This window comes from Streptomyces sp. NPDC030799 (assembly GCF_055572255.1).
The window spans coordinates 135,740-154,260 of sequence record NZ_JBVIDS010000018.1 but is presented as its reverse complement, the minus strand read 5'-3'; the positions used below and the strand labels follow the sequence as shown (position 1 = coordinate 154,260).

15 protein-coding genes, 1 tRNA gene and 2 pseudogenes are annotated in these 18,521 nt (G+C 71.6%); 12 read left to right on the top strand and 6 right to left on the bottom strand.

Annotated elements, in window-relative coordinates:
* Nucleotides 1-4: 4 nt before the first annotated feature.
* The 3 genes from ACZ41I_RS36830 to ACZ41I_RS36820 all read left to right on the top strand — a co-directional run bounded on the left by ACZ41I_RS36830 (nt 5) and on the right by ACZ41I_RS36820 (nt 2,100).
* Nucleotides 5-910: an ATP-binding cassette domain-containing protein gene (locus ACZ41I_RS36830; protein WP_399765520.1), complete on the top strand. Its 906-nt coding sequence runs from the start codon at nt 5-7 to the stop codon at nt 908-910.
* Between the two features lie 2 nt (nt 911-912).
* Nucleotides 913-1,821, top strand: coding sequence for a sugar phosphate isomerase/epimerase family protein (locus ACZ41I_RS36825; RefSeq protein ID WP_468318949.1), 909 nt, complete (start codon nt 913-915; stop codon nt 1,819-1,821).
* Between the two features lie 90 nt (nt 1,822-1,911).
* On the top strand, nt 1,912-2,100 hold the full coding sequence (locus ACZ41I_RS36820; protein ID WP_363217405.1) for a hypothetical protein: 189 nt from the start codon (nt 1,912-1,914) through the stop codon (nt 2,098-2,100).
* Between the two features lie 38 nt (nt 2,101-2,138).
* Here the strand turns inward: ACZ41I_RS36820 and ACZ41I_RS36815 are convergent, their stop codons facing one another.
* The 3 genes and pseudogenes from ACZ41I_RS36815 to ACZ41I_RS36805 form a co-directional block, all read right to left on the bottom strand.
* Nucleotides 2,139-3,239 (bottom strand): hypothetical protein, encoded by a 1,101-nt coding sequence (locus tag ACZ41I_RS36815; protein ID WP_363217404.1) that lies wholly within the window; start codon nt 3,237-3,239, stop codon nt 2,139-2,141.
* 57 nt (nt 3,240-3,296) lie between these two features.
* A complete protein-coding gene (locus ACZ41I_RS36810; protein ID WP_399765513.1) occupies nt 3,297-4,301 on the bottom strand; it encodes a Gfo/Idh/MocA family protein in 1,005 nt (334 codons plus the stop codon).
* A gap of 34 nt (nt 4,302-4,335) precedes the next feature.
* Nucleotides 4,336-5,039: pseudogene (locus ACZ41I_RS36805) on the bottom strand (oxidoreductase).
* Nucleotides 5,040-5,277: 238 nt separating this feature from the next.
* On the opposite strand from ACZ41I_RS36805, the gene ACZ41I_RS36800 reads away from it, so the two are divergent.
* Together ACZ41I_RS36800 and ACZ41I_RS36795 are read left to right on the top strand one after the other, a co-directional pair.
* Nucleotides 5,278-6,309 carry a LacI family DNA-binding transcriptional regulator gene (locus ACZ41I_RS36800; protein WP_363217401.1) on the top strand — a complete coding sequence of 344 codons (1,032 nt, stop codon included), beginning with the start codon at nt 5,278-5,280 and terminating at the stop codon, nt 6,307-6,309.
* A 9-nt stretch (nt 6,310-6,318) separates the two neighbouring features.
* Nucleotides 6,319-6,933: a poly-gamma-glutamate hydrolase family protein gene (locus ACZ41I_RS36795; protein ID WP_468516197.1), complete on the top strand. Its 615-nt coding sequence runs from the start codon at nt 6,319-6,321 to the stop codon at nt 6,931-6,933.
* Nucleotides 6,934-7,019: 86 nt separating this feature from the next.
* Here the strand turns inward: ACZ41I_RS36795 and ACZ41I_RS36790 are convergent, their stop codons facing one another.
* Nucleotides 7,020-8,180, bottom strand: a complete 1,161-nt coding sequence (locus ACZ41I_RS36790; RefSeq protein ID WP_468516196.1) for a Gfo/Idh/MocA family protein — start codon at nt 8,178-8,180, stop codon at nt 7,020-7,022.
* 122 nt (nt 8,181-8,302) lie between these two features.
* On the opposite strand from ACZ41I_RS36790, the gene ACZ41I_RS36785 reads away from it, so the two are divergent.
* Nucleotides 8,303-9,310, top strand: a complete 1,008-nt coding sequence (locus ACZ41I_RS36785) for a LacI family DNA-binding transcriptional regulator (protein ID WP_468516195.1) — start codon at nt 8,303-8,305, stop codon at nt 9,308-9,310.
* Here the strand turns inward: ACZ41I_RS36785 and ACZ41I_RS36780 are convergent.
* Nucleotides 9,300-9,644 (bottom strand): cupin domain-containing protein, encoded by a 345-nt coding sequence (locus tag ACZ41I_RS36780; RefSeq protein WP_363217397.1) that lies wholly within the window; start codon nt 9,642-9,644, stop codon nt 9,300-9,302. The genes ACZ41I_RS36785 and ACZ41I_RS36780 overlap by 11 nt on opposite strands.
* A 130-nt stretch (nt 9,645-9,774) precedes the next feature.
* On the opposite strand from ACZ41I_RS36780, the gene ACZ41I_RS36775 reads away from it, so the two are divergent.
* The 3 genes and pseudogenes from ACZ41I_RS36775 (at nt 9,775) to ACZ41I_RS36765 (ending at nt 10,626) form a co-directional block, all read left to right on the top strand.
* Entirely contained in the window at nt 9,775-10,290 is a 516-nt protein-coding gene (locus tag ACZ41I_RS36775) for a hypothetical protein (RefSeq protein ID WP_468516194.1), read from the top strand.
* Between the two features lie 19 nt (nt 10,291-10,309).
* Nucleotides 10,310-10,507: pseudogene (locus tag ACZ41I_RS36770) on the top strand (MFS transporter); the annotation flags it as partial.
* A gap of 45 nt (nt 10,508-10,552) precedes the next feature.
* A tRNA-Pro gene (locus ACZ41I_RS36765) sits at nt 10,553-10,626 on the top strand.
* 83 nt (nt 10,627-10,709) lie between these two features.
* On the opposite strand, the gene ACZ41I_RS36760 is transcribed toward ACZ41I_RS36765, so the two are convergent.
* A complete protein-coding gene (locus ACZ41I_RS36760) occupies nt 10,710-11,414 on the bottom strand; it encodes a hypothetical protein (RefSeq protein ID WP_468516193.1) in 705 nt (234 codons plus the stop codon).
* Between the two features lie 245 nt (nt 11,415-11,659).
* Between ACZ41I_RS36760 and ACZ41I_RS36755 the strand changes: the two genes are divergently transcribed.
* From ACZ41I_RS36755 to ACZ41I_RS36745, 3 genes are all read left to right on the top strand, one after another.
* Nucleotides 11,660-12,979 carry a DUF1266 domain-containing protein gene (locus ACZ41I_RS36755; RefSeq protein ID WP_468516192.1) on the top strand — a complete coding sequence of 440 codons (1,320 nt, stop codon included), beginning with the start codon at nt 11,660-11,662 and terminating at the stop codon, nt 12,977-12,979.
* A 9-nt stretch (nt 12,980-12,988) separates the two neighbouring features.
* Nucleotides 12,989-13,813: a hypothetical protein gene (locus ACZ41I_RS36750; protein WP_468516191.1), complete on the top strand. Its 825-nt coding sequence runs from the start codon at nt 12,989-12,991 to the stop codon at nt 13,811-13,813.
* 189 nt (nt 13,814-14,002) lie between these two features.
* Entirely contained in the window at nt 14,003-18,442 is a 4,440-nt protein-coding gene (locus ACZ41I_RS36745; protein ID WP_468516190.1) for an NACHT domain-containing protein, read from the top strand.
* Nucleotides 18,443-18,521: the final 79 nt, after the last annotated feature.

Sequence of the window (18,521 nt, the reverse complement as noted above, 5' to 3'; positions counted from 1 at the left end):
CGCGATGACCGACAACAAGACCCACGGTGCCGTTCTCCAGGACACGCCGCCCGCCGGGGACGGCCCCCTCGTCGAGCTGCGCCAGGCGGGCAAGTCCTACGGCAACATCCGCGCCCTGCACGGCGTCGACCTCACCGTCCACGCCCGTAAGGTGACCTGCGTCCTCGGCGACAACGGCGCCGGCAAGTCCACTCTCATCAAGATCATCTCCGGGCTGCACCAGCACACCGAGGGCGACTTCCTGGTCGACGGCCGGCCGGTCCGCTTCTCCAGCCCGCGCGAGGCACTCGACAAGGGCATCGCCACCGTCTACCAGGACCTCGCCACCGTGCCGCTGATGCCGGTGTGGCGCAACTTCTTCCTCGGCTCGGAGATGACCCGCGGCCCCTGGCCCGTCCGCCGCCTGGACATCGCCCGCATGAAGGCCACCGCCGACCAGGAACTGCGCAACATGGGCATCGTTCTGGACGACCTCGAACAGCCCATCGGCACCCTGTCCGGCGGCCAGCGCCAGTGCGTGGCCATCGCCCGCGCCGTCTATTTCGGCGCGCGCGTCCTCATCCTGGACGAGCCCACCGCCGCCCTCGGCGTCAAACAGTCCGGCGTGGTCCTGAAGTACATCGCCGCCGCCCGCGACCGCGGCCTCGGCGTCATCTTCATCACCCACAACCCCCACCACGCCTACATGGTCGGCGACCACTTCAGCGTCCTGCGCCTGGGCACCCTGGAGCTGTCCGCCGACCGCAGCGAGGTCGGCCTGGAGGAGCTGACCAACCACATGGCCGGCGGCGCCGAACTCGCCGCCCTCAAACACGAACTCGCCCAGGTACGCGGTGTCGACACCGAGGAACTCCCCGAAGAGAGCGACCTGACCGCACCCGTCGCGCCCTCCCCGGAAGGAACCCCCTGACCATGGCCACCCCCACCCCGCTGGACCGGATCCGGATCGGCTCGGCCCCCGACTCCTGGGGCGTCTGGTTCCCCGACGACCCACGGCAGGTGCCCTGGGAACGCTTCCTCGACGAGGTCTCCCAGGCCGGCTACGACTGGATCGAACTCGGGCCCTACGGCTACCTCCCCACCGACCCCGCGCGCCTGCGGGACGAGGTGGCCCGGCGGAACCTGAAGGTCTCGGCGGGCACGGTCTTCACCGGCCTGCACCGCGGCCCGTCCGTCTGGGAGGACACCTGGGCGCACGTCGGCCAGGTCGCCGCGCTCACCCGGGCGATGGGCGCCCGGCACCTCGTCGTCATCCCCTCCTTCTGGCGGGACGACAAGACCGCCGAGATCCTGGAGCCGCCCGAGCTGACCGCCGAACAGTGGGCGCACCTCACCAAGGGCATGGAACGGCTCGGCCACGAGGTCAAGGACACCTACGGCCTCGACATCGTGGTCCACCCGCACGCCGACACCCACATCGACACCGAGGAGCACGTCGAACGCTTCCTGGACTCGACCGACTCCGCACTGGTCAACCTCTGCCTGGACACCGGGCACTACGCCTACTGCGGCGGGGACAGCGTCAAGCTCATCGAGACCTACGGCGAGCGCATCGGCTATCTGCACCTCAAGCAGGTCGACCCGGACATCCTCGCCGACGTGGTCGCGGGCGGGGTGCCCTTCGGGCCGGCGGTACAGCGCGGGGTGATGTGCGAACCTCCTTCCGGTGTGCCGGAGTTGGGGCCGGTCCTGGAAGCCGCGCAGCGACTCGGGGCGGAACTGTTCGCGATCGTCGAGCAGGACATGTACCCGTGCGAGCCGGACAAGCCGCTGCCCATCGCGGTGCGGACGCGCAGGTTCCTGAGGTCGTGCGGGGCCTGAGGGTTCACGGCTTTCCGGTCCGGGAACCAACCGGGACACGCGGGCGTTCCGACTGACGACGGGGGACGCCCGCGACGACGGGAGGACGAGATGGCACACGGTACGGAACCCGGCCCGACGCCCCAGGAGGACGCGGCCACGCTGCGCCACATCCGCTTCGGCACCCTGCCCGAGCGGATACGCCCGCAGGACACCGTGGAAACGAAGCCGGCGACGCTGCCGGACCCGGCGCGGGACGCGTACAACGCGGACGAGTGGCTGATCCGGTACTGCGGCTGAGACGAGCGGCACGGCACCCGCGCCGGCGCCGTGCCCGCTCAGAGCTTCATCCGCGTGACGTCCGAGAAGGCCGCCGTTCCCGAATATCCGATCAGAAAGCCGACCAGCAGCCCGCCCCAGAAGTCCTCCACCGTGACGAAGGACTGGGCGTCGGACTTCCGCGCCGAGAAGATGATGGCGGCCCCGCTCAGGATGACCGCCAGCATCAGTGCACCGATGGTGGGGCCGAGATGGGCCGCCTCCACCAGCGCGCCCGGCGCCTGCGCCTGCTGCAGGGCCCTGCCGACGCTGCCGACGGCACCCCCGGTCACACCGCCCAGCATCACCTTCCACAGCGCGGCCTTGACCGGCACGGTGAAGGAGGTCGTGTTGGAGAAGACCCGCTGGTGAGCGGCGTCCGGAGCGGCCCGCTCGGCGGTGCCCTGCGGCGGCTCCATGGTGTAGATGACGGTCAGTTGCAGGTGGTACTTCGCGGGGAGGAAGAAGGGGGTCCTGCGGGTACCGAGGCGGATGGTCTGGACATCGGTGCAGCCCGGTTCCAGGGCGGCCCCCGGTGGCAGGGAGCCGGTGAGGGGGACCCGCTCCGGCTCCGGCTCCTGCGGGTGCGCGGAACGGATGTCGTACACGTTGACCACGGAATCCCCGGCCGCCTCGACATTGAGGTTCCTCGCCCGTGGGCTGTGCACGTTGACCACCGCGCGCGCCTCGGCCTGCACGCGCGCGCTCTCCTGCCCCGTCATCAGATCGAGATCGCGGCTGTTCTCGTCGAGGAGGGCCCGCATGACCCCCAGCAGGCGTGACGTCTGCTCCTGCGCGTCGGCCGGAAGCCTGCTCAGTTCCTGGGTGATCTCAAGGACCCGCCGGTGGCGGCTCTCGATCACCTCCTCCAGCGTGCTGCGCTCGGCCTGGACGCGCCGGTCGCGGCCCGCCTTCCGCGTCTCCGCCTCGGGGGACCGCCAGTGCAGCTGCGTGGGCAGGCTCAACTCCACCGACTTGACCCACACCGGCACGGCGAAGGGATTCTTGATGTGGAGGTACACGGTGAAGTCCGCGCCCGAGTAGACCTCGGGCACGGACAGGTCGACGGACAGGTCCAGCAGGCCGAGTTGGGAGGGCTGCTCGCTCGTGGGTGCTGTCACAGGCGCACCGTAGTGGCTCCGCTGCCCTCACCGGACCGCTTTCCCGAAGGCCGGCTCTCAGGCCTTCCGGACCTCCGCGAGTGTCACCGGCCGGTGCTCGTGCAGGGACAGGGTGCAGGCCTCGGCGATCCAGCCCGCCTCCAGGGCGTCCTCGACGGTGCAGGGGGAGGGGCGGGTGCCGGCCACGACCTCGGTGAACGCGGTGAGTTCGGCGCGGTAGGCGTCCGTGAAGCGGTCCATGAAGAAGTCGTGCGGCGTGCCGGCCGGGAAGGTCACGCCGGGTTCGACCGAGCGCAGCGGGAGCTTGTCGTCCAGGCCGACCGCGATCGAGTCCGTGAAGCCGTGGAGCTCCATGCGGACGTCGTAACCCCGGGCGTTGTGGCGTGAGTTGGAGACCACCGCGATGGTGCCGTCGTCCAGGGTGAGGACCGCGCCGGTGGTGTCGGCGTCACCCGCCGCCCTGATGTAGTCGGCGCCGCGGTTGCCGCCGACCGCGTACACCTCGGTGACCTCACGGCCCGTCACCCAGCGGATGATGTCGAAGTCGTGCACGGAACAGTCCCGGAAGATGCCCCCGGACGCGGCGATGTACGCGGCGGGCGGCGGCGCCGGGTCCAGGGTCGTGGAGCGGACCGTGTGCAGCGTGCCCAGCTCGCCCGCCCGGACGGCGGCCCGAGCGGCGGTGAAGCCGGCGTCGAAGCGCCGGTTGTAGCCGATCTGGATCGGCACACCGCTGTCCCGTACGGCGTTCAGCACCTGCACGCCCTCCGCCATGGTGCGGGCCACCGGCTTCTCGCAGAACACGGGGACGCCGGCCTCGACCCCGGCCCGGATCAGCTCCGGGTGGGCGTCGGTGGCCGCCGCGACGACCAGGCCGTCCACCCCGGCCGCCAGCAGCGCCGCCGGGGAGTCCGCGACCTCGGCGCCGAACCGCTCGGCGGCGGCCTTGGCGGCGTCCGCGAACGGATCGGCGACGACGAGCGACTCGACGGCGTCCAGTGCGGAGAGGGTCTCGGCGTGGAAGGCGCCGATGCGGCCGAGGCCGAGGATTCCGATACGCATGCTGCTCCTTGAGTGCGTGGGGTGCGGAGGGAGGTCAGTCGAGGGCGCCGAGGACGTTCTGGTCCCAGTCGATCACCGACCCGGTGACCACGCCGGACCGGTCGGACAGCAGGAACACCACGAAGTCGGCGATCTCGTCCGGTTGGCCCAGCCTGTTCGCGGTCCAGCCGATGTTCAGGCCGCTGATCCGGATCCGGTCCCAGCGGTGGGCGTGCGCCGCGTTGCACGTGAGGCCCATGAGGCCCGCCTTGGCGACGGCGTACGGTGCCAGGAACGGCCGGCCGCCGTGCGCCGACGAGGTGATGACGTCGACGATCGTGCCGGACGCCTCGCGGGCCACCATGTCGGCGACCGCCGCCTGCACGGCGAAGAACGGCCCTTGAGGTTGATCGCGACGTGCGCGTCGAACAGCTCCGGCGTCGTGCCCAGCAGTGCGCCCCGGGAGGTCAGCCCCGCCGAGTTCACCAGACAGTCGATCCGGCCGAAGCCGTCCACCACCTCGGCGACCGCCGACCTGGCCCGATCGGCGTCCGCCGGATCGGCGCGTACGAACATCGCCTTGCCCCCGGCCCCCGCCGGCTCGGCCACCAGCGCCTCACCCGGTTCCGTACGGCGGCCGGTGACCGCCACGACGGCGCCCTCCCGAACGGCCGCCCGCGCGATCGCGGCCCCCGCGCCCTGGCTGCCGCCGTTGACCAGCACGATCCTTCCCGGAAGAAGTCCGTCGCGAAATCCCATGACCCGACCTGTCCTTCCTCGGCTCTCGCGCCGTTCGGTGCCGGCCCGCAGCTCCGCACGGAGCCGCCGCGGGGTCCACTCCTCGCGCACCACCCGCCGCAGCACGTCCGGCTGCGCCGACGCGACATCGGTGTCCCTCTTTCGGTCACCGGAGCGGCGCAGCCCTGTCATTCTTGTCAGTACAAACCCCTCGAACAACCAGCAGGCAGCCATCAAAAACCCCTCAAGGAGTCCGGCCATGGGCCACCCGTTCCCCATCCGGGAGATCGCACGTCAGGCGGGCCTCAGCGAGGCCACCGTGGACCGTGTGCTGAACGGCAGGGGAGGGGTGCGCGAGAGCACCGCGCAGGAGGTGCGCCGGGCCATCGCCGACCTCGACCGGCAGCGCACCCAGGTGCGGCTGGTCGGCCGTACCTTCATGGTCGACATCGTGGTGCAGGCGCCCGAGCGGTTCAGCACCGCCGTGCGCGCCGCCCTGGAGGCCGAACTGCCGTCCCTGCACCCGGCGGTGGTCCGCTCCCGCTTCCACTTCCGCGAGACGGGACCGGCCGCCGAGCAGGTCAGGACGCTGGACCGGATCGCCCGGCGCGGCTCCCAGGGTGTGATCCTCAAGGCCCCGGACGTCCCCGAGGTCACCGCCGCCGTGGGCCGGCTCACCGCGGCCGGCATCCCGGTCGTCACCCTGGTCACCGACCTGCCGGCCAGCGGCCGGCTCGGCTACGTCGGCAGCGACAACCGGGCCGCCGGCGCCACCGCCGCCTATCTGACGGGCCAGTGGCTCAAAGACCGGCCCGGCAATGTCCTCACCAGCCTCAGCAGCGGCTTCTTCCGCAACGAGGAGGAGCGCGAGATGGGCTTCAGAAGCGTCATGCGGGCCCGGCACCCGCAGCGCACCCTGGTGGAGATCACCGAGGGCCAGGGCCTGGACGCCACCCAGTACGACCTGGTCCGCGCCGCCCTGGAACGCGATCCGGAGATCCGGGCCGTGTACTCCATCGGCGGCGGCAACAACGCGACCCTGCGCGCCTTCGCCGACCTCGGCCGGGAGTGCGCGGTGTTCATCGCCCACGACCTCGACCGGGACAACACCCGGCTGCTGCGCGAGCACCGGCTGTCCGCCGTACTCCACCACGACCTGCGGCACGACCTGCGCGAGGCCTGTCACGCGGTCATGCGCCACCACGGCGCCCTGCCGCCCGCCGGCCCACTGCTCCCGTCGGCGATCCAGGTCGTCACGCCGTACAACATGCCCGCGCCGACGGACCGCTGAGGGGAAGCGATGACACGCACGGAAGAGGTGGAGATCGAGGGCGTCCCGATGGTCGCGACCCTCGTACCGGGCCGCGGCGGCATCGGGCTGCTCGCCCTGCACGGCAGCAACGAAGGGGGCACGGCCCAGCTCGCCGAGCTGGTGGCCCGTCGCTGCGCCGCCACCAGCCTCGTCTTCACCCAGCCCCGGGTACGGCCTCCCGTGCACATCCCGTCCCCGCGCCTGGGGCCCGAGCACTGCGCACTGCTGCGGGAGTTCCTGGCCAGGGTCTCCCTCACGGTCTCCCTGCACGGCCACCTGCGCCCCGAGACGCCGCACACGATCTTCCTCGGGGGCCGCAACCGCACCGCGGCCCACGTCCTCGCCGAGGCGCTCACCGCCACAGCCCCGGACTTCCGGGCCGTCACGGACCCGACGGCGATCCCGCCCGGCCTGCGCGGCATGCATCCCGGAAACCCGGTCAACCTGACCCGCCTGGGCGGAGTGCAGGTGGAGCTGCCCCTCCTGGCCCGCACGAGCGGGGGAGCCGACATTCCGCCCGGCCCGGTGGTGGAGGCGTTGGTTGCGGGTGTCGAGGAGTTGCTCACGTGTGGCGCGCCCCCAAGGGACCCGGGGCTCTGTTGATCTGCGGCTGCCGCCGCGTGGGCGCGACAAGCCACGACGGACCTGCAGACGCATGACGGCACAGCGCGGCGGATGCGCCCGCGCACTCAGCCGGCCCCGACGGACACCCAGGCCCCCTCCTGGGCCGACCGCAGCATCGCCTCCAGCACGGCCGCACTCCGCACCGCATCCGCCGGCGTGGCCCCGTACGGCACCCCCTCGGCCACGGACCGTACGAACCGGTACGCCTCGATCACCTTCAGATCGTCGTACCCCATCGCATTGCCCGCCCCGGGCTGGAACGCCGCGAACTCACCCGCTCCCGGCCCGACGTACACCGTGCTCACCGGCTGGTCCTGGTACGTCGAACCCCGGCTCACCGCCAGCTCGTTCATCCGCCGGAAGTCCCAGAACACCGCCCCCTTCGTGCCGTGCACCTCGAAGCCGTAGTTGTTCTGCTCGCCTACCGAGACCCGGCACGCCTCCAGGACCCCGCGCGCGCCGGAGGCGAAGCGCAGCAGGCAGTTGACATAGTCCTCGTTCTCGACCGGCCCGGGTTCGCCGCCGGACGCGAGGGCGTGGCCGGCGGTGGCACCGGCCGGCCGGGCGCGCTCCGGGACGAAGACGGCGGTGTCGGCGGCGAGCGAGGTGATGTCGCCGAGCAGGAAGCGGGCCAGGTCGGCGCCGTGTGAGGCCAGGTCGCCGAGCACCCCGCTGCCGCCGCGCGCCCGCTCGTACCGCCAGGTCAGAGCGCCGTCCGGATGGGCCGCATAGTCGCTGAACAGCCGGATGCGCACATGCGTGACGGTGCCGAGGCCACCGGAGGCGATCAGGTCGCGGGCGGCCTCGACGGCGGGCGCGTTGCGGTAGTTGAACCCGACGGCGCCCTGCACCCCGGCCTTGGCGACGGCGTCGGCGACCGCTCGGGCGTCCTCGGCGGTCAGCCCGACCGGCTTCTCGATCCAGATGTGCTTGCCCGCCTCGGCCATCGCCACACCGATCTCCCGGTGCAGGAAGTTCGGGGCGGTGATGCTGACGGCCCGCACCCGCGGGTCGGCGGCCACGTCGCGCCAGTCGCGGGTCGCGGTGGCGAAACCGAACCGCTCGGCGGCCTCCTCGGCCCGCCCCGGCACCTCCTCGGCGACCGTGACCAGCCGGGGCCGCAGCGGCAGCTGCGGATAGTGGTGCGGGAGACGGGCGTACGCCTGGGTGTGCACCCGGCCCATCCAGCCGAACCCGATGACGGCGACACCCAGCTCGTCCACCATGACAGCCCCTTCACGACACATGTTTGGACCGGTCCATGTTCTGTCCGAGCCACCTTTGTGCGGACATGGCCAGGGTGTCAACCCTTTGACAGAGCGCCACGCCGCATGGAACGGTCCATGTCATGAGACCGCCGACGATCCGTGACGTGGCCGAACGGGCAGGAGTGTCCAAGTCGCTGGTCTCGCTGGTGCTGCGCGGCTCGGGACCGGTCAGCCCCGAGAAGCGGGAGTCCGTGCTGCGTGCCGTGCGTGATTTGGGCTACCGGCCCAACGCGGCCGCCCGCAGCCTGAGCGAACAGCGCACCCGCACGGTCGGCGTCCTCCTGGACGACCTGCGCAATCCCTGGTTCGTCGACCTCCTCGACGGTCTCAACGCACCTCTGCACGCCGCCGGTCTGCACATGCTGCTCGCCGACGCCCGGCTGAACCGGCGGATGGGGCACGACCTGGCCGAACCGTTCCTGGACCTCGGCGTCGACGGGCTGGTGATCGTCGGCACGGTCCCCGACGCGGGCGGTCTCGGCGCGCTCGCGCGGCGGATGCCGGTGGTCGTGGCGGGTGCCCGTGAGCCGCGGCCGGAGGGCGTGGACGTCGTCGCCGGCGACGACGTCCACGGGGCCCGGCTCGCCACCGAGCACCTGCTCGCCCTCGGCCACCGCCGGATCGCCCATCTCGCGGGCCACGGCGCGGTCGGCGCACTGCGCAGGCAGGGCTTCGAGGCGGCGATGCGGGCGCACGGCGCCGAACCGGTCGTCGAGCCGGGTGATCTGACCGAGGAGGGCGGCTACCGGGGGACCGTACGGCTGCTCAGCCGCAGGGAGCGGCCGACGGCGCTCTTCGCCGTCAACGACATGGCGTCGGTGGGTGCCCTGTCGGCGGCCGGGGAGCTGGGCCTCAGCGTGCCGGGCGACCTCTCCGTGGCCGGTTACGACAACACCAGCATCTCCCGGCTGCGGCACGTCTGGCTGACCACGGTCGACACCGCGCCGTACGAGATCGGGCGGCGCGCCGCCCGCTGCCTGCTCGACCGGTTCGAGCGGCCGGACGGCGAGGGACGCGTCCATCTCGCCGTACCGACGCTGGAGATCCGCGGGACGACGGCGCCGCCCCGCGACGCACTCAGAGGTTGATGGCGTACGCCTTGCGCAGTGTCTCGTGCACGGTCCACGTCGTACGGTCGCCCGCGCGCAGCACCGCCATGTCGCCCGGCCCCACCTTCAGGGTCGGCCCGTCCGCGACCTCGATCGTCGCCGAACCGCTGATCACCACGAACAGTTCGTCCGCCTCCGTGTCGGTGACCACGCCCGGCGTGATCTGCCAGATGCCGCGGATCTGCCGGCCGTCCGGAGACTCCCAGACCACCTTCCCGGTGACCTCCGGGTTCCCGGAGACGATCTGCTCCGGGTCGAGGGGCTCGGGTTCGAGGGCGGCGTCGGGGATGTGGAGCGCGAAGCTGTGCGTCATACGGCGACCCTAACCAGGGTCACGCACCCCCGGCGGCCGACAGTGTGTGGGGCATCGGGGCTGGTGGGGGGACACTTCGTCGGTCCGCGCGGACTGGCGGGCGGGCGCGGCACGGGTGATCGTGGGGAACATGGCTGACCCCACGGCGTCCGACGAGGCACCGCCCCGGCAGCACGACACCCGCGAGGCCGTCCTGTTCGGCGGGGTGTACGGCGCCGTCCTCGCCAGCTCGATGGTGGCGGCGCTCACCCAGTACGGGCACACGTCCGCCAAGGTCCGTGGCTACGACGCCGCCTGGGTGCTGGTGACCGCGCTCGCCTCCGCCCTCGCCCACGGGTACGCCCACTACATCGCCGAGCGCGCCCCGCACCGCCGCTGGGAGGCGCTGCGTGCGGTGCGGGACGAGTGGCCGCTGGTCACGGCCGTACTGCCCACGGTCCTCCTGCTCGGGGGCGCGCGGCTGGGGTGGTTCCCCGCGAAGGGCGTCGAGTACGCGGCGTTCGTCCTCAACATCGTGATCCTCTTCGCGCTCGGCCTGCTCACCGCCCGCTGGTCGGCGCGGCGGTGGCCGATGGCCGTGCTCATGGGAGCCGGGGACGCGCTGCTCGGGGTGATCGTGGTGGTGGCGAACGCGCTGATCAAGTAGGCGGGTCATGACGCCCGGCACCAGCGTCCTGGTCACCGGCCACCTGCAGCCCTCCGGTTTGCCCTACGGCTCCGGCTACACCCACGGCTGGGCCCTGCTCGCCCTCCTCTGCCTGGCCGCGGTGGGCGCCGCCCTCCTCGTCCCGGCCCGCCGCCCCGGCCGTACGACGACCCCCGCCACGCCGGGGACGGCACGGGCACCCGCACAGGTGCGGTAGGGTTGACCTGCGTGATCACACGGGACACCCCGCGTGGGAACGCAACGGGACGTGGCGCAGCTTGGTAGCGCACTTGACTGGGGGTCAAGGGGTCGCAGGTTCAAATCCTGTCGTCCCGACTTGTGAGAGTCGCAGATCAGGGCCGGTTTCGGAGGATTCCGAAACCGGCCCTGACCGTTTTTGGGGCCGACCAGTCCAGTGGTTACGGCGTGTAGACCTGCTCCAGGCTGTGGATGGCGCCGTCGTCGCCGGTCGCGTACTTGAACACCAGGCCGGAGTCGGGGTGCGCCTTGATCCAGTCGATCAGCTCCTGCACGCCGATGCGCTGGTTCTTGCTGCCGGCGACGATGGGGTTGGTGGCGGTGACGTACGCGGCCTGGTCGAGGGCCCAGCGGCTGTCCTCGCCGGTGACGACGAACGGCGTCCCGTCGGAGTCCGTGCCGGGGCATCCCCACGCCCCGTGCTGAATGACGAGGTTCACCTTCCCGGTGCCGGCGGGGAGTTCCTCGACGCGGTAGACGGCGATCTCGTCGGGGTCGACATGGTCCGGGTCCGGCGCCTTGTCGGCGCAGCCGGTGGCCGGCGTGGTGGTCTTGACCGAGCCGGGGGCCTTGGCGGCAGGCTTCGCCGCAGGCGTTCCGGCACCTGTCGCACCCGCCGCACCCGGCGACGCGGTCGCCGTGGAACCCGCGCCTCCCGACCCTCCGGTGCCCCCCGTGGCCCCACCCTTGCCGCCGGACGTGCCGGACGTGCCGGACGTGCCGGGCGCCTGGCTCGCCGTGGCGACGGCGCTCGGCGAGCCCTCGGCTCCAGCGGCGGAATCGTCCCCCTGGCAACCGGTGAGCGCCGCGGCCAGCGCTGCGGCGGCGAGCGCGATGGCGGCGGGTCTGAGGCGATGAGTGTTCATGTCGGGACGTCCCCCCTGTTCCAAGGGCGGCCGTGTCGGCCGCACACCGGTCGGGACAGTAGCAACGCCTCAGCTCGCGGCGCACTACCAGGAAGCCCTGTGTCACGGACTCCGGACAATGCCGTCACGCGGCACGGATCATGTGATGTGAGCGCCGACCCCGCTGAAGCCGTGGACCCCGCGTCCCATAACATGACCACACCAGTCAAGTTGCCTCAGTCGGCCAAAAGTTGAAAAGGGCAAGCATGTCGTTCGGTCCGCCACCCGCAGGGTTCGGGCCTGCGACGCCGCATCCGCCGACTCCGCCCGCTTCGCCGGCCTCCACACCACCCCCGTCGGCTCCGCCCGCCCCGCCCCTTCCCGTCTGGACTGCGCCCACCTCCATCGAGCAGGCCCTCTTCGAGGCCAAGTCGCGCGAGGACTGGCCGGCCTACTTCGACACGCTCGCCGACAGCCGTCTGTACTTCGAGATACGGCGCGACGGGGCGGATGCCGAACCGAGCAGGACCATTCCCGTCTTCGGACACGATCCCCGGGTCGCCGGCGGCCGGATCTGGGCCGTGTACACAGAGGGCATGCTGCCCGTGCCGGACCCGCACCGGGTGCTCGACTGGCAGAGCCTCGGATGGTTCGCCCGGGTGTGGGAGCCCAGCGATCCGCCCGTGATCGTGGTCAATCCGGGCAGCCCGTGCGAGGCGTTCCTGCCCTCCGCACCGCCGCACTCGGCCGCGTGGGCGCAGCACCAGGCCAAGGGTCCGCTGAACCGCGCGAGGGTACGCACGCTCAGGTTCGGCGGGCCCCTGGAAGGACGTGTCGCTCAGGGGCTGGCCTGCGGTGCGCTGCTGGTCGTGCGGTACGGGTTCCCCTGGAACGCGATGGCGTATCACGGCAACGGCTACCCCGGCGAACGCAAGACACTTCGGGAGTGGTGGGGTGTCAGCAGCCGGGAGGAATGGCAGGAACAGCAGGGTGCCCTGCTCGACCCCGACGGCGCCAACCCTGTCTGGGAGTTCGCCCTCGGGCTGCGCCGCGCGATCGCCCGCGACTTCGGCGGCCATGTCGACACCGCCTACTGGCGTGACACGATTGCCCGGGTGCTGCGGGCCCGTGCGGGCGGCGAGACCGTCATCACCCCGGACGGGGTCACCACCACGCCCGCCGCCCCCGCGGCCGAGACCGAGGCGCGGATCAAGGGGATACAGCATCTCGTCGGGCGCATCACCCGGTACGAGGCGCGCTTCAGGGCCGACGGGATCCTCGACGAGAACCGGTTCGTCAGTTCCGTGGACGCCTGGAACTTCGGGCGGGCCTCGGGCATGGCCCGCTGGGGGCTGGGCTCCCGGTACTGCTCACTGCAGGAGGCCGAGTCCGCCGTCATCGAGGCGGGCCGGGCCTCCGCGCGGTCGTACAAGTCCTGGCAGGACTTCGCCGCCGGGTACATCCTCGGACGCTGTCTGCACTTCGACGACGAGGAGTTCGGGGAGTGGTACACCGACATGGTCGACCTCCACCGGCTCCTGATGTCCGACCCCGGCAGCCCGTGGCTGACCGTTCCCTTCAAGTGAGGCGCAGCCATGTGCATCTCGACGGGTGAGGCCGCCTTCTCCGGCACGATCCTGTACTGCGGGCGGCAGCACCACCCCGTGCACGGCCTCATCCATGTCATGGGGTACCAGAACACGGCCGTCAACCTGGCCGACGGTCCGAACGCCATGCTGCTGCATCTGCCGACGCGGCAGCTCACCGCCGAGCAGTTCATCTCCGTCGGGCGCAGCGGTGACGTCCTGCAGCGCATGGTCGCCGCGGTCGAGACCGCCGACGCCGAGGACGACGGCATCGCCTGGATGGGGGCGGATCCGCAGCCCGTCCAGGTCTTCGAGCACGACGTCTACACCGTGCTCCTCGCCTCCGACCCCACTCTCGTCCCTGCCGCGCTGCAGCGGGTGCCGCCCCATCGACGCCCCGCTCTCCACCCCGACCTGCTGCGCTTCTACGCCGACTCCTTTCCCGACCACACCGTCGCCGTCTGCTGCTTCGACAACGCCGACGCGCAGCGTGCCAGGCCGCTGCTGCTCTGGTACCCGCCCCTGGACCCGGACCGGCTGGTCCTGCCCGCGCTGGACAGTCACACGGGAGGACCCCCGGACCTGGACGCCGAAGTCCCCGTGGACCACTGGGTCCTGCTGTCGACCGACCGAGGGCCGTCCGGCTGGGGTGTGCCCCTCGACCATCCGCGGACCATGCGCCACAGCCTGCGGGCGTTTCTTCCCGGCACGGTCGTGGGCCGGCACTACAGCCGGGGGCGGAGCCTGCCCAACGGGGACTTCGCGATCAGCCACGAGGACCTGCTCGCCGGTGACCTCGACCGCATCGAGCGGCTTCGGCCCGCCCACCGCTGAGCGCCGGTCGGGGGGCGAGCGACTGCGGGCGGCAAGACAGATCCGGCGGGTCGTGGCGGCCTGGCGAGCAGGTGAGGCGGCGTCGGTCCCGGCAATGGTGAGCAATACCCTGGATTCGTCCGTTGTGTTCAGAAAAAATGACACGTGTGCGGACGACGAGGCCGCCGGGAAGACGGCAGGGGGGGCACGGTGGCACCGCGGCCGGGGGGCGAGGCGGACAAGTTCGGCAACCGTTACGAGGGAGCCTGGACGATCAGACACGCCCTTTACGTGCTCCTGGGCATGGGGACGTCGATCACCGTGGAGCCGGGCGGCCCCCTGGGCGACGGCGTCGAGTTCGTCTACCGTCACGACAGCGGAACGGAGGTGCACCAGGTCAAGCGGCAGAACCGCAACGCGAACAGCTGGAACGTCGCCTCCCTCCGGGACAAGGAGGTCTGGAAGAAGCTGCGTTTCCACGTCGACGCAGGCCGCGCGTTCCACTTCGTCTCCCTGGTCCCCGCCCGTGCGCTCCATGAGCTCGCCGACCGCGCCCGTCGCTCCGACGACTTCGCCTCCTTCGAAGCGGAGTGGCTGACGGATGAACTCCAAGGCCCCTTCGACGCCCTCGCCGCGGCCGACATCTACGGCTCGGCCGCGGTGGCCTGGCGCATGCTGCGCGGGCTCCATGTGGAGTGGCACAGCGAACGGGACGTCGTGAACACCAACGCGGTCCTGGCCGAACAGGTCCTTGCCGGAGCCCCCGGCCGGCTTGCCGCCGCCGGACTCGGCGACCTCCTGCTGAACAGTCCGGGAACCACTCTCGACGCCTCGGCTCTTACTGCCCGACTGGGGCAGTACGGGCTGCGGCGGGTCAGCCGGGTGGACGGTGAGGTGGTGACCGACGCGGTGCGCAAGGCCACGAGTCGGTGGGCGGCAAGCGTCGAACGTGGTCTGCTCCGGCCCACGATCCCCCGAGCAGAGGCTGACCGGCTGGTGGAGCAGGTCACGAGTGGCACCGAGCAGCTCATCCTCCTGACGGGTGCTGCGGGCGGTGGGAAGAGCGCCGTGCTGCACCAGGCCTTCACCGCGCTCGACGAGCGAACCACTCCGGTGCTCGCCTTCCGTCTCGACCGGTTGGACTCCTTCGCCTCGACCCATGAGCTGGGCCGGCGTATCGGCCTGACCATGTCCCCGGTCGGCGCCCTCGGTGCCGCGGCGGACGGACGGCCGTGTGTGCTGATCGTGGACCAGCTCGACGCAGTCAGCCTCGCGTCGGGACGCATCCCGGACACCTTCGACGCGGTGGCCGACCTGGTGGGCGAGGCGATGGCACACCCTGCCATGCGTGTCGTCCTCGTGTGCCGCGCATTCGACGCCGGAGCCGATCCCCGCATCCGCCGGCTCACCACATCCGAGCGCTGCGCACACATCACGGTCGGGTCGCTCTCCGACGCCCAGGTCGACGCCGCGGTCACGCACATGGGCATGGATGCCTCCCGGGTGGACCCGCCGCAGCGCGCGTTGCTGCGGTCACCGCTGCATCTGGTCCTCCTGGCACAGGTCGCCGGTCAGGAGGAAGCCCTCTCCTTCTGCACCACCAGGCAGCTCTTCGACGCCTTCTGGGACACCAAGCGGAAGGAGTGCGTGCGCCGCCGGCCCGACGCGCGCTTCCACGAGGCGGTGTCGGCCGTAGTGGCAGCCATGAGCGCTCGGCAACGGCTGTTCGTACCGCCCAGTGTGCTCGACGCGGACCACCTCGCCCCGACGGGCGATGTGCTCGTCTCCGAACAGGTCTGTGTCCGCGACGGCCGGCAACTCGCCTTCTTCCACGAGAGTTTCTTCGACTACGCCTTCGCGCGCGACTGGCTCCGGCGCGACGAGAGCCTGGTCGCTTTTCTCACCGGTGGGGAGCAGGAACTCTTCCGCCGTGGACAGGTGCGGCAGGTTCTCGATCACCTGCGGGATCTGGACCCGGAGAGGTTCACCGAGGAGGTCGAGGCGCTGCTGACCAGCCCCGGCATCCGCTACCACCTGAAAGACCTGACCTTGGCCGTGCTGCGCGGCCTGGAGGCCCCCACCGCCGCTGAGTGGGGCGCCGTCGCGCGGGTGCTGGACACCCGCCCTCCCTTCCAGGACCGTCTCGTGCATGCGGTCAGCACCGCGGCATGGTTCCGTCGCGCGGACGACGAGGCAGCGATCGAGACCTGGCTGGCCGGCGCCGATGAAAGGGAACGCGACTGGGGCGTACGCATGATGGTCGCAGCCGCCGACACCTTCCCCGCCCGGGTGGCCCGCCTTCTGGAACCGCACACCACCGATCCCCGGTACGGTTCCTGGCTGACCCGGACCGTTCTCTTCGCCCGCCTTGCGGACAGCCGACAGCTCTTCGACCTCCTGCTCGACAGCGTACGAGCCGGCCTCTTCACCAGCTGCGAACGCAGCCTCTGGCTCTCGGTGCGCGACCTGGCAGCCGAAGAGCCGGCATGGGCGGTCGAGTTGCTCGGTGTGCTGTTGGCGGACCGCCCGGACGCCCTCCGACTCGGTGACCAGGACAGGGTCGCCGTGCTGCTGACCCGGGATCATGCGGCACTCCGTGTGGTGGCGGCCGCCGCGAGCGGCGCTCCCGAGGAGTTCTGCCTCCGGCTTCTGCCCGTGCTGCTGAGCGTCATGACCGCAACCGCCTTCCCACCACAGGCCGGCTGGCCGGTCCTCGACAAGCACTTCGCGTTCCGCTACCCCGACGACGCCCCCAGCGACCTGGGCGACGCCCTGTTCCAGGGCGCGGCCAGGGCACTGCGGATCGTGGCGGCCCGAGACGCCGCTCGCGTGCGCGGGCTCGTGGAAGAGCTGGCGAGCGTGCCGTACGAGGCGGCGCAGTGGCTCCTCTACCAAGCGCTGACCGAGGCGGGGCCCGCCCTCGCCCCCTGGTCCGCCGAGATCCTTCTGCAGGGACGGCACCGTCTCCTGTCGGGATACGGCGCCAATGTCGTGTGGGGCGCCCGCGAGGTCCTCCGTGCCATCGGTGACGCCCTGCCCGACGGCACCTTGGGGCGGCTGGAGAAAGCACTCCTCCATCTGCGTCTCCCCCCGGACGAGGAGCTTTCGCCCTGGCACGAGTTCACGCTGCTGACGGCGCTCCCCGAGAGCCGGCTCTCCGAGGCGGCGGCGCGTCGGCTCGGCGAACTCCGCAGACGTCACGACGACATGCGAGAGCCGGCGGAGCCGCAGGCAATGACGAGCGGGTTCATCGGATCGCCCATCCCGGCACAGGCGGCCCGGCACATGAGCGACGACCAATGGCTGAGCGCCATGAGGAAACACAGCCAGGACCGCACCGACTGGGCGACCTTCACCGGCGGGGCCCGGGAACTGTCCCACGTGCTCCGGAGCATGACGGCCGCGGACCCCGGCCGCTTCGCACGACTCGCTCTGCGGATGGACGCCGGGACGCACCCGGCCTATGGAGCCTCGGTGCTCCTCGGCCTCGGTGACGCGGAATCGCACAGCGATCCGGACACCGTTTTCACGGCGATCCGCCATTTCGCGCGTCAGGGCAGGCAGGAGCACGCCCGCTGGCTGGGGTGGCCGGTGCGGAAGTACCTCACCTGTGCGCCTCTCGATCTGGTGGAGACACTCCTGAGCCATGCCCTCGGCTCCGACGACCCCGGCGGCGTTTCCGGTGAGGACGAAGCAGACGGGGAGCGCGACCTGCTGACCGCGGGAATCAACACCGTGCGGGGCAGCGCAGCCGAGAGCCTTGGTGATCTGCTCGTCCATGACGACGGGTCCCGGGCCGCCCTGGTGGTACCTCACCTGCGCCGACTGGCTGCTGACCCCTCCCTCTCCGTCCGGGCGTGCGTGGCCCATGTCCTGCATGCCGCGATACGCCACGACCGCCCTGCGGTCGGCGATGCCTTCACGGTGCTCATCGAGGCCCCCGACCAGCTTCTGGCCTCACCGCATGTGACCCGCCTGACCGTGGCTCTGTGCCACGGGGATCCGGTGGCGGGCAGACCGGTGATGGAACGAATGCTGCACTCCCCGGTGGCAGCGGTTCGTCGGGTCGGTGGACAGGTCGCCGCCCTGGCAGCGATGGAGTGGGAGATGACGGATCTGCTGGCGAAGGTGCTGCACGGGAACGACGGAGCACACAGACAAGGGGCCGCCGAGGTGTGCGCCCAGCGCCTCGTGAACACCGGCGATGCGGCCCTGGCCCACCACGCACTCGTCCGGTTCTTCCACGACCCCGAGGAGGACGTGCGGGAAGCCGCTGCCGCGGTCGCCGTCGCGCTGCGGGGCCGGCGTCTGCGGCCCTTCCACCGGACGGTGACCGCGCTGACCGACTCCCGCGCCTTCCGGTCCGCCCTGCCCCAGTTGCTGATCACTCTGGAACATGCGCCCGACCGGGTCGACGACCTGGTGCTGATGTGTGTGCGGAGATTCCTCGCGGTGTTCGGTGCGGCCTCCGCCGACCTGGCGAGCGGTGCGGCGGCCGATGCCCACCACATCGGCGAGCTGCTGGTCCGTGCTCATGTCCAGGCCGCCTCGGCCGCACGCCGGCGCGAGATCCTCGACCTGCTGGACCAGTTGCTGCTCCTGGGGTCCTGCGGTGTGGCCGACGCGATCGGCAACGCCGACCGGCGCTGAGACGGGCCCGGCGGTGCTCCGGCTGTGCGCCGCCGTGCGCCCCGGAGTGCGTTCGGCGCACCGGCGGGCCGGACGGAAA

What these genes read in the sequence shown, in the direction of transcription:
- ACZ41I_RS36830 (WP_399765520.1), top strand. Translation starts at nt 5, where the DNA reads ATGACCGACAACAAGACCCACGGTGCCGTTCTCCAGGACACGCCGCCC.
- ACZ41I_RS36825 (WP_468318949.1), top strand. Translation starts at nt 913, where the DNA reads ATGGCCACCCCCACCCCGCTGGACCGGATCCGGATCGGCTCGGCCCCC.
- ACZ41I_RS36820 (WP_363217405.1), top strand. Translation starts at nt 1,912, where the DNA reads ATGGCACACGGTACGGAACCCGGCCCGACGCCCCAGGAGGACGCGGCC.
- ACZ41I_RS36810 (WP_399765513.1), bottom strand. Translation starts at nt 4,301, where the DNA reads ATGCGTATCGGAATCCTCGGCCTCGGCCGCATCGGCGCCTTCCACGCC.
- ACZ41I_RS36800 (WP_363217401.1), top strand. Translation starts at nt 5,278, where the DNA reads ATGGGCCACCCGTTCCCCATCCGGGAGATCGCACGTCAGGCGGGCCTC.
- ACZ41I_RS36795 (WP_468516197.1), top strand. Translation starts at nt 6,319, where the DNA reads ATGACACGCACGGAAGAGGTGGAGATCGAGGGCGTCCCGATGGTCGCG.
- ACZ41I_RS36790 (WP_468516196.1), bottom strand. Translation starts at nt 8,180, where the DNA reads ATGGTGGACGAGCTGGGTGTCGCCGTCATCGGGTTCGGCTGGATGGGC.
- ACZ41I_RS36785 (WP_468516195.1), top strand. Translation starts at nt 8,303, where the DNA reads ATGAGACCGCCGACGATCCGTGACGTGGCCGAACGGGCAGGAGTGTCC.
- ACZ41I_RS36780 (WP_363217397.1), bottom strand. Translation starts at nt 9,644, where the DNA reads ATGACGCACAGCTTCGCGCTCCACATCCCCGACGCCGCCCTCGAACCC.
- ACZ41I_RS36775 (WP_468516194.1), top strand. Translation starts at nt 9,775, where the DNA reads ATGGCTGACCCCACGGCGTCCGACGAGGCACCGCCCCGGCAGCACGAC.
- ACZ41I_RS36760 (WP_468516193.1), bottom strand. Translation starts at nt 11,414, where the DNA reads ATGAACACTCATCGCCTCAGACCCGCCGCCATCGCGCTCGCCGCCGCA.
- ACZ41I_RS36755 (WP_468516192.1), top strand. Translation starts at nt 11,660, where the DNA reads ATGTCGTTCGGTCCGCCACCCGCAGGGTTCGGGCCTGCGACGCCGCAT.
- ACZ41I_RS36750 (WP_468516191.1), top strand. Translation starts at nt 12,989, where the DNA reads ATGTGCATCTCGACGGGTGAGGCCGCCTTCTCCGGCACGATCCTGTAC.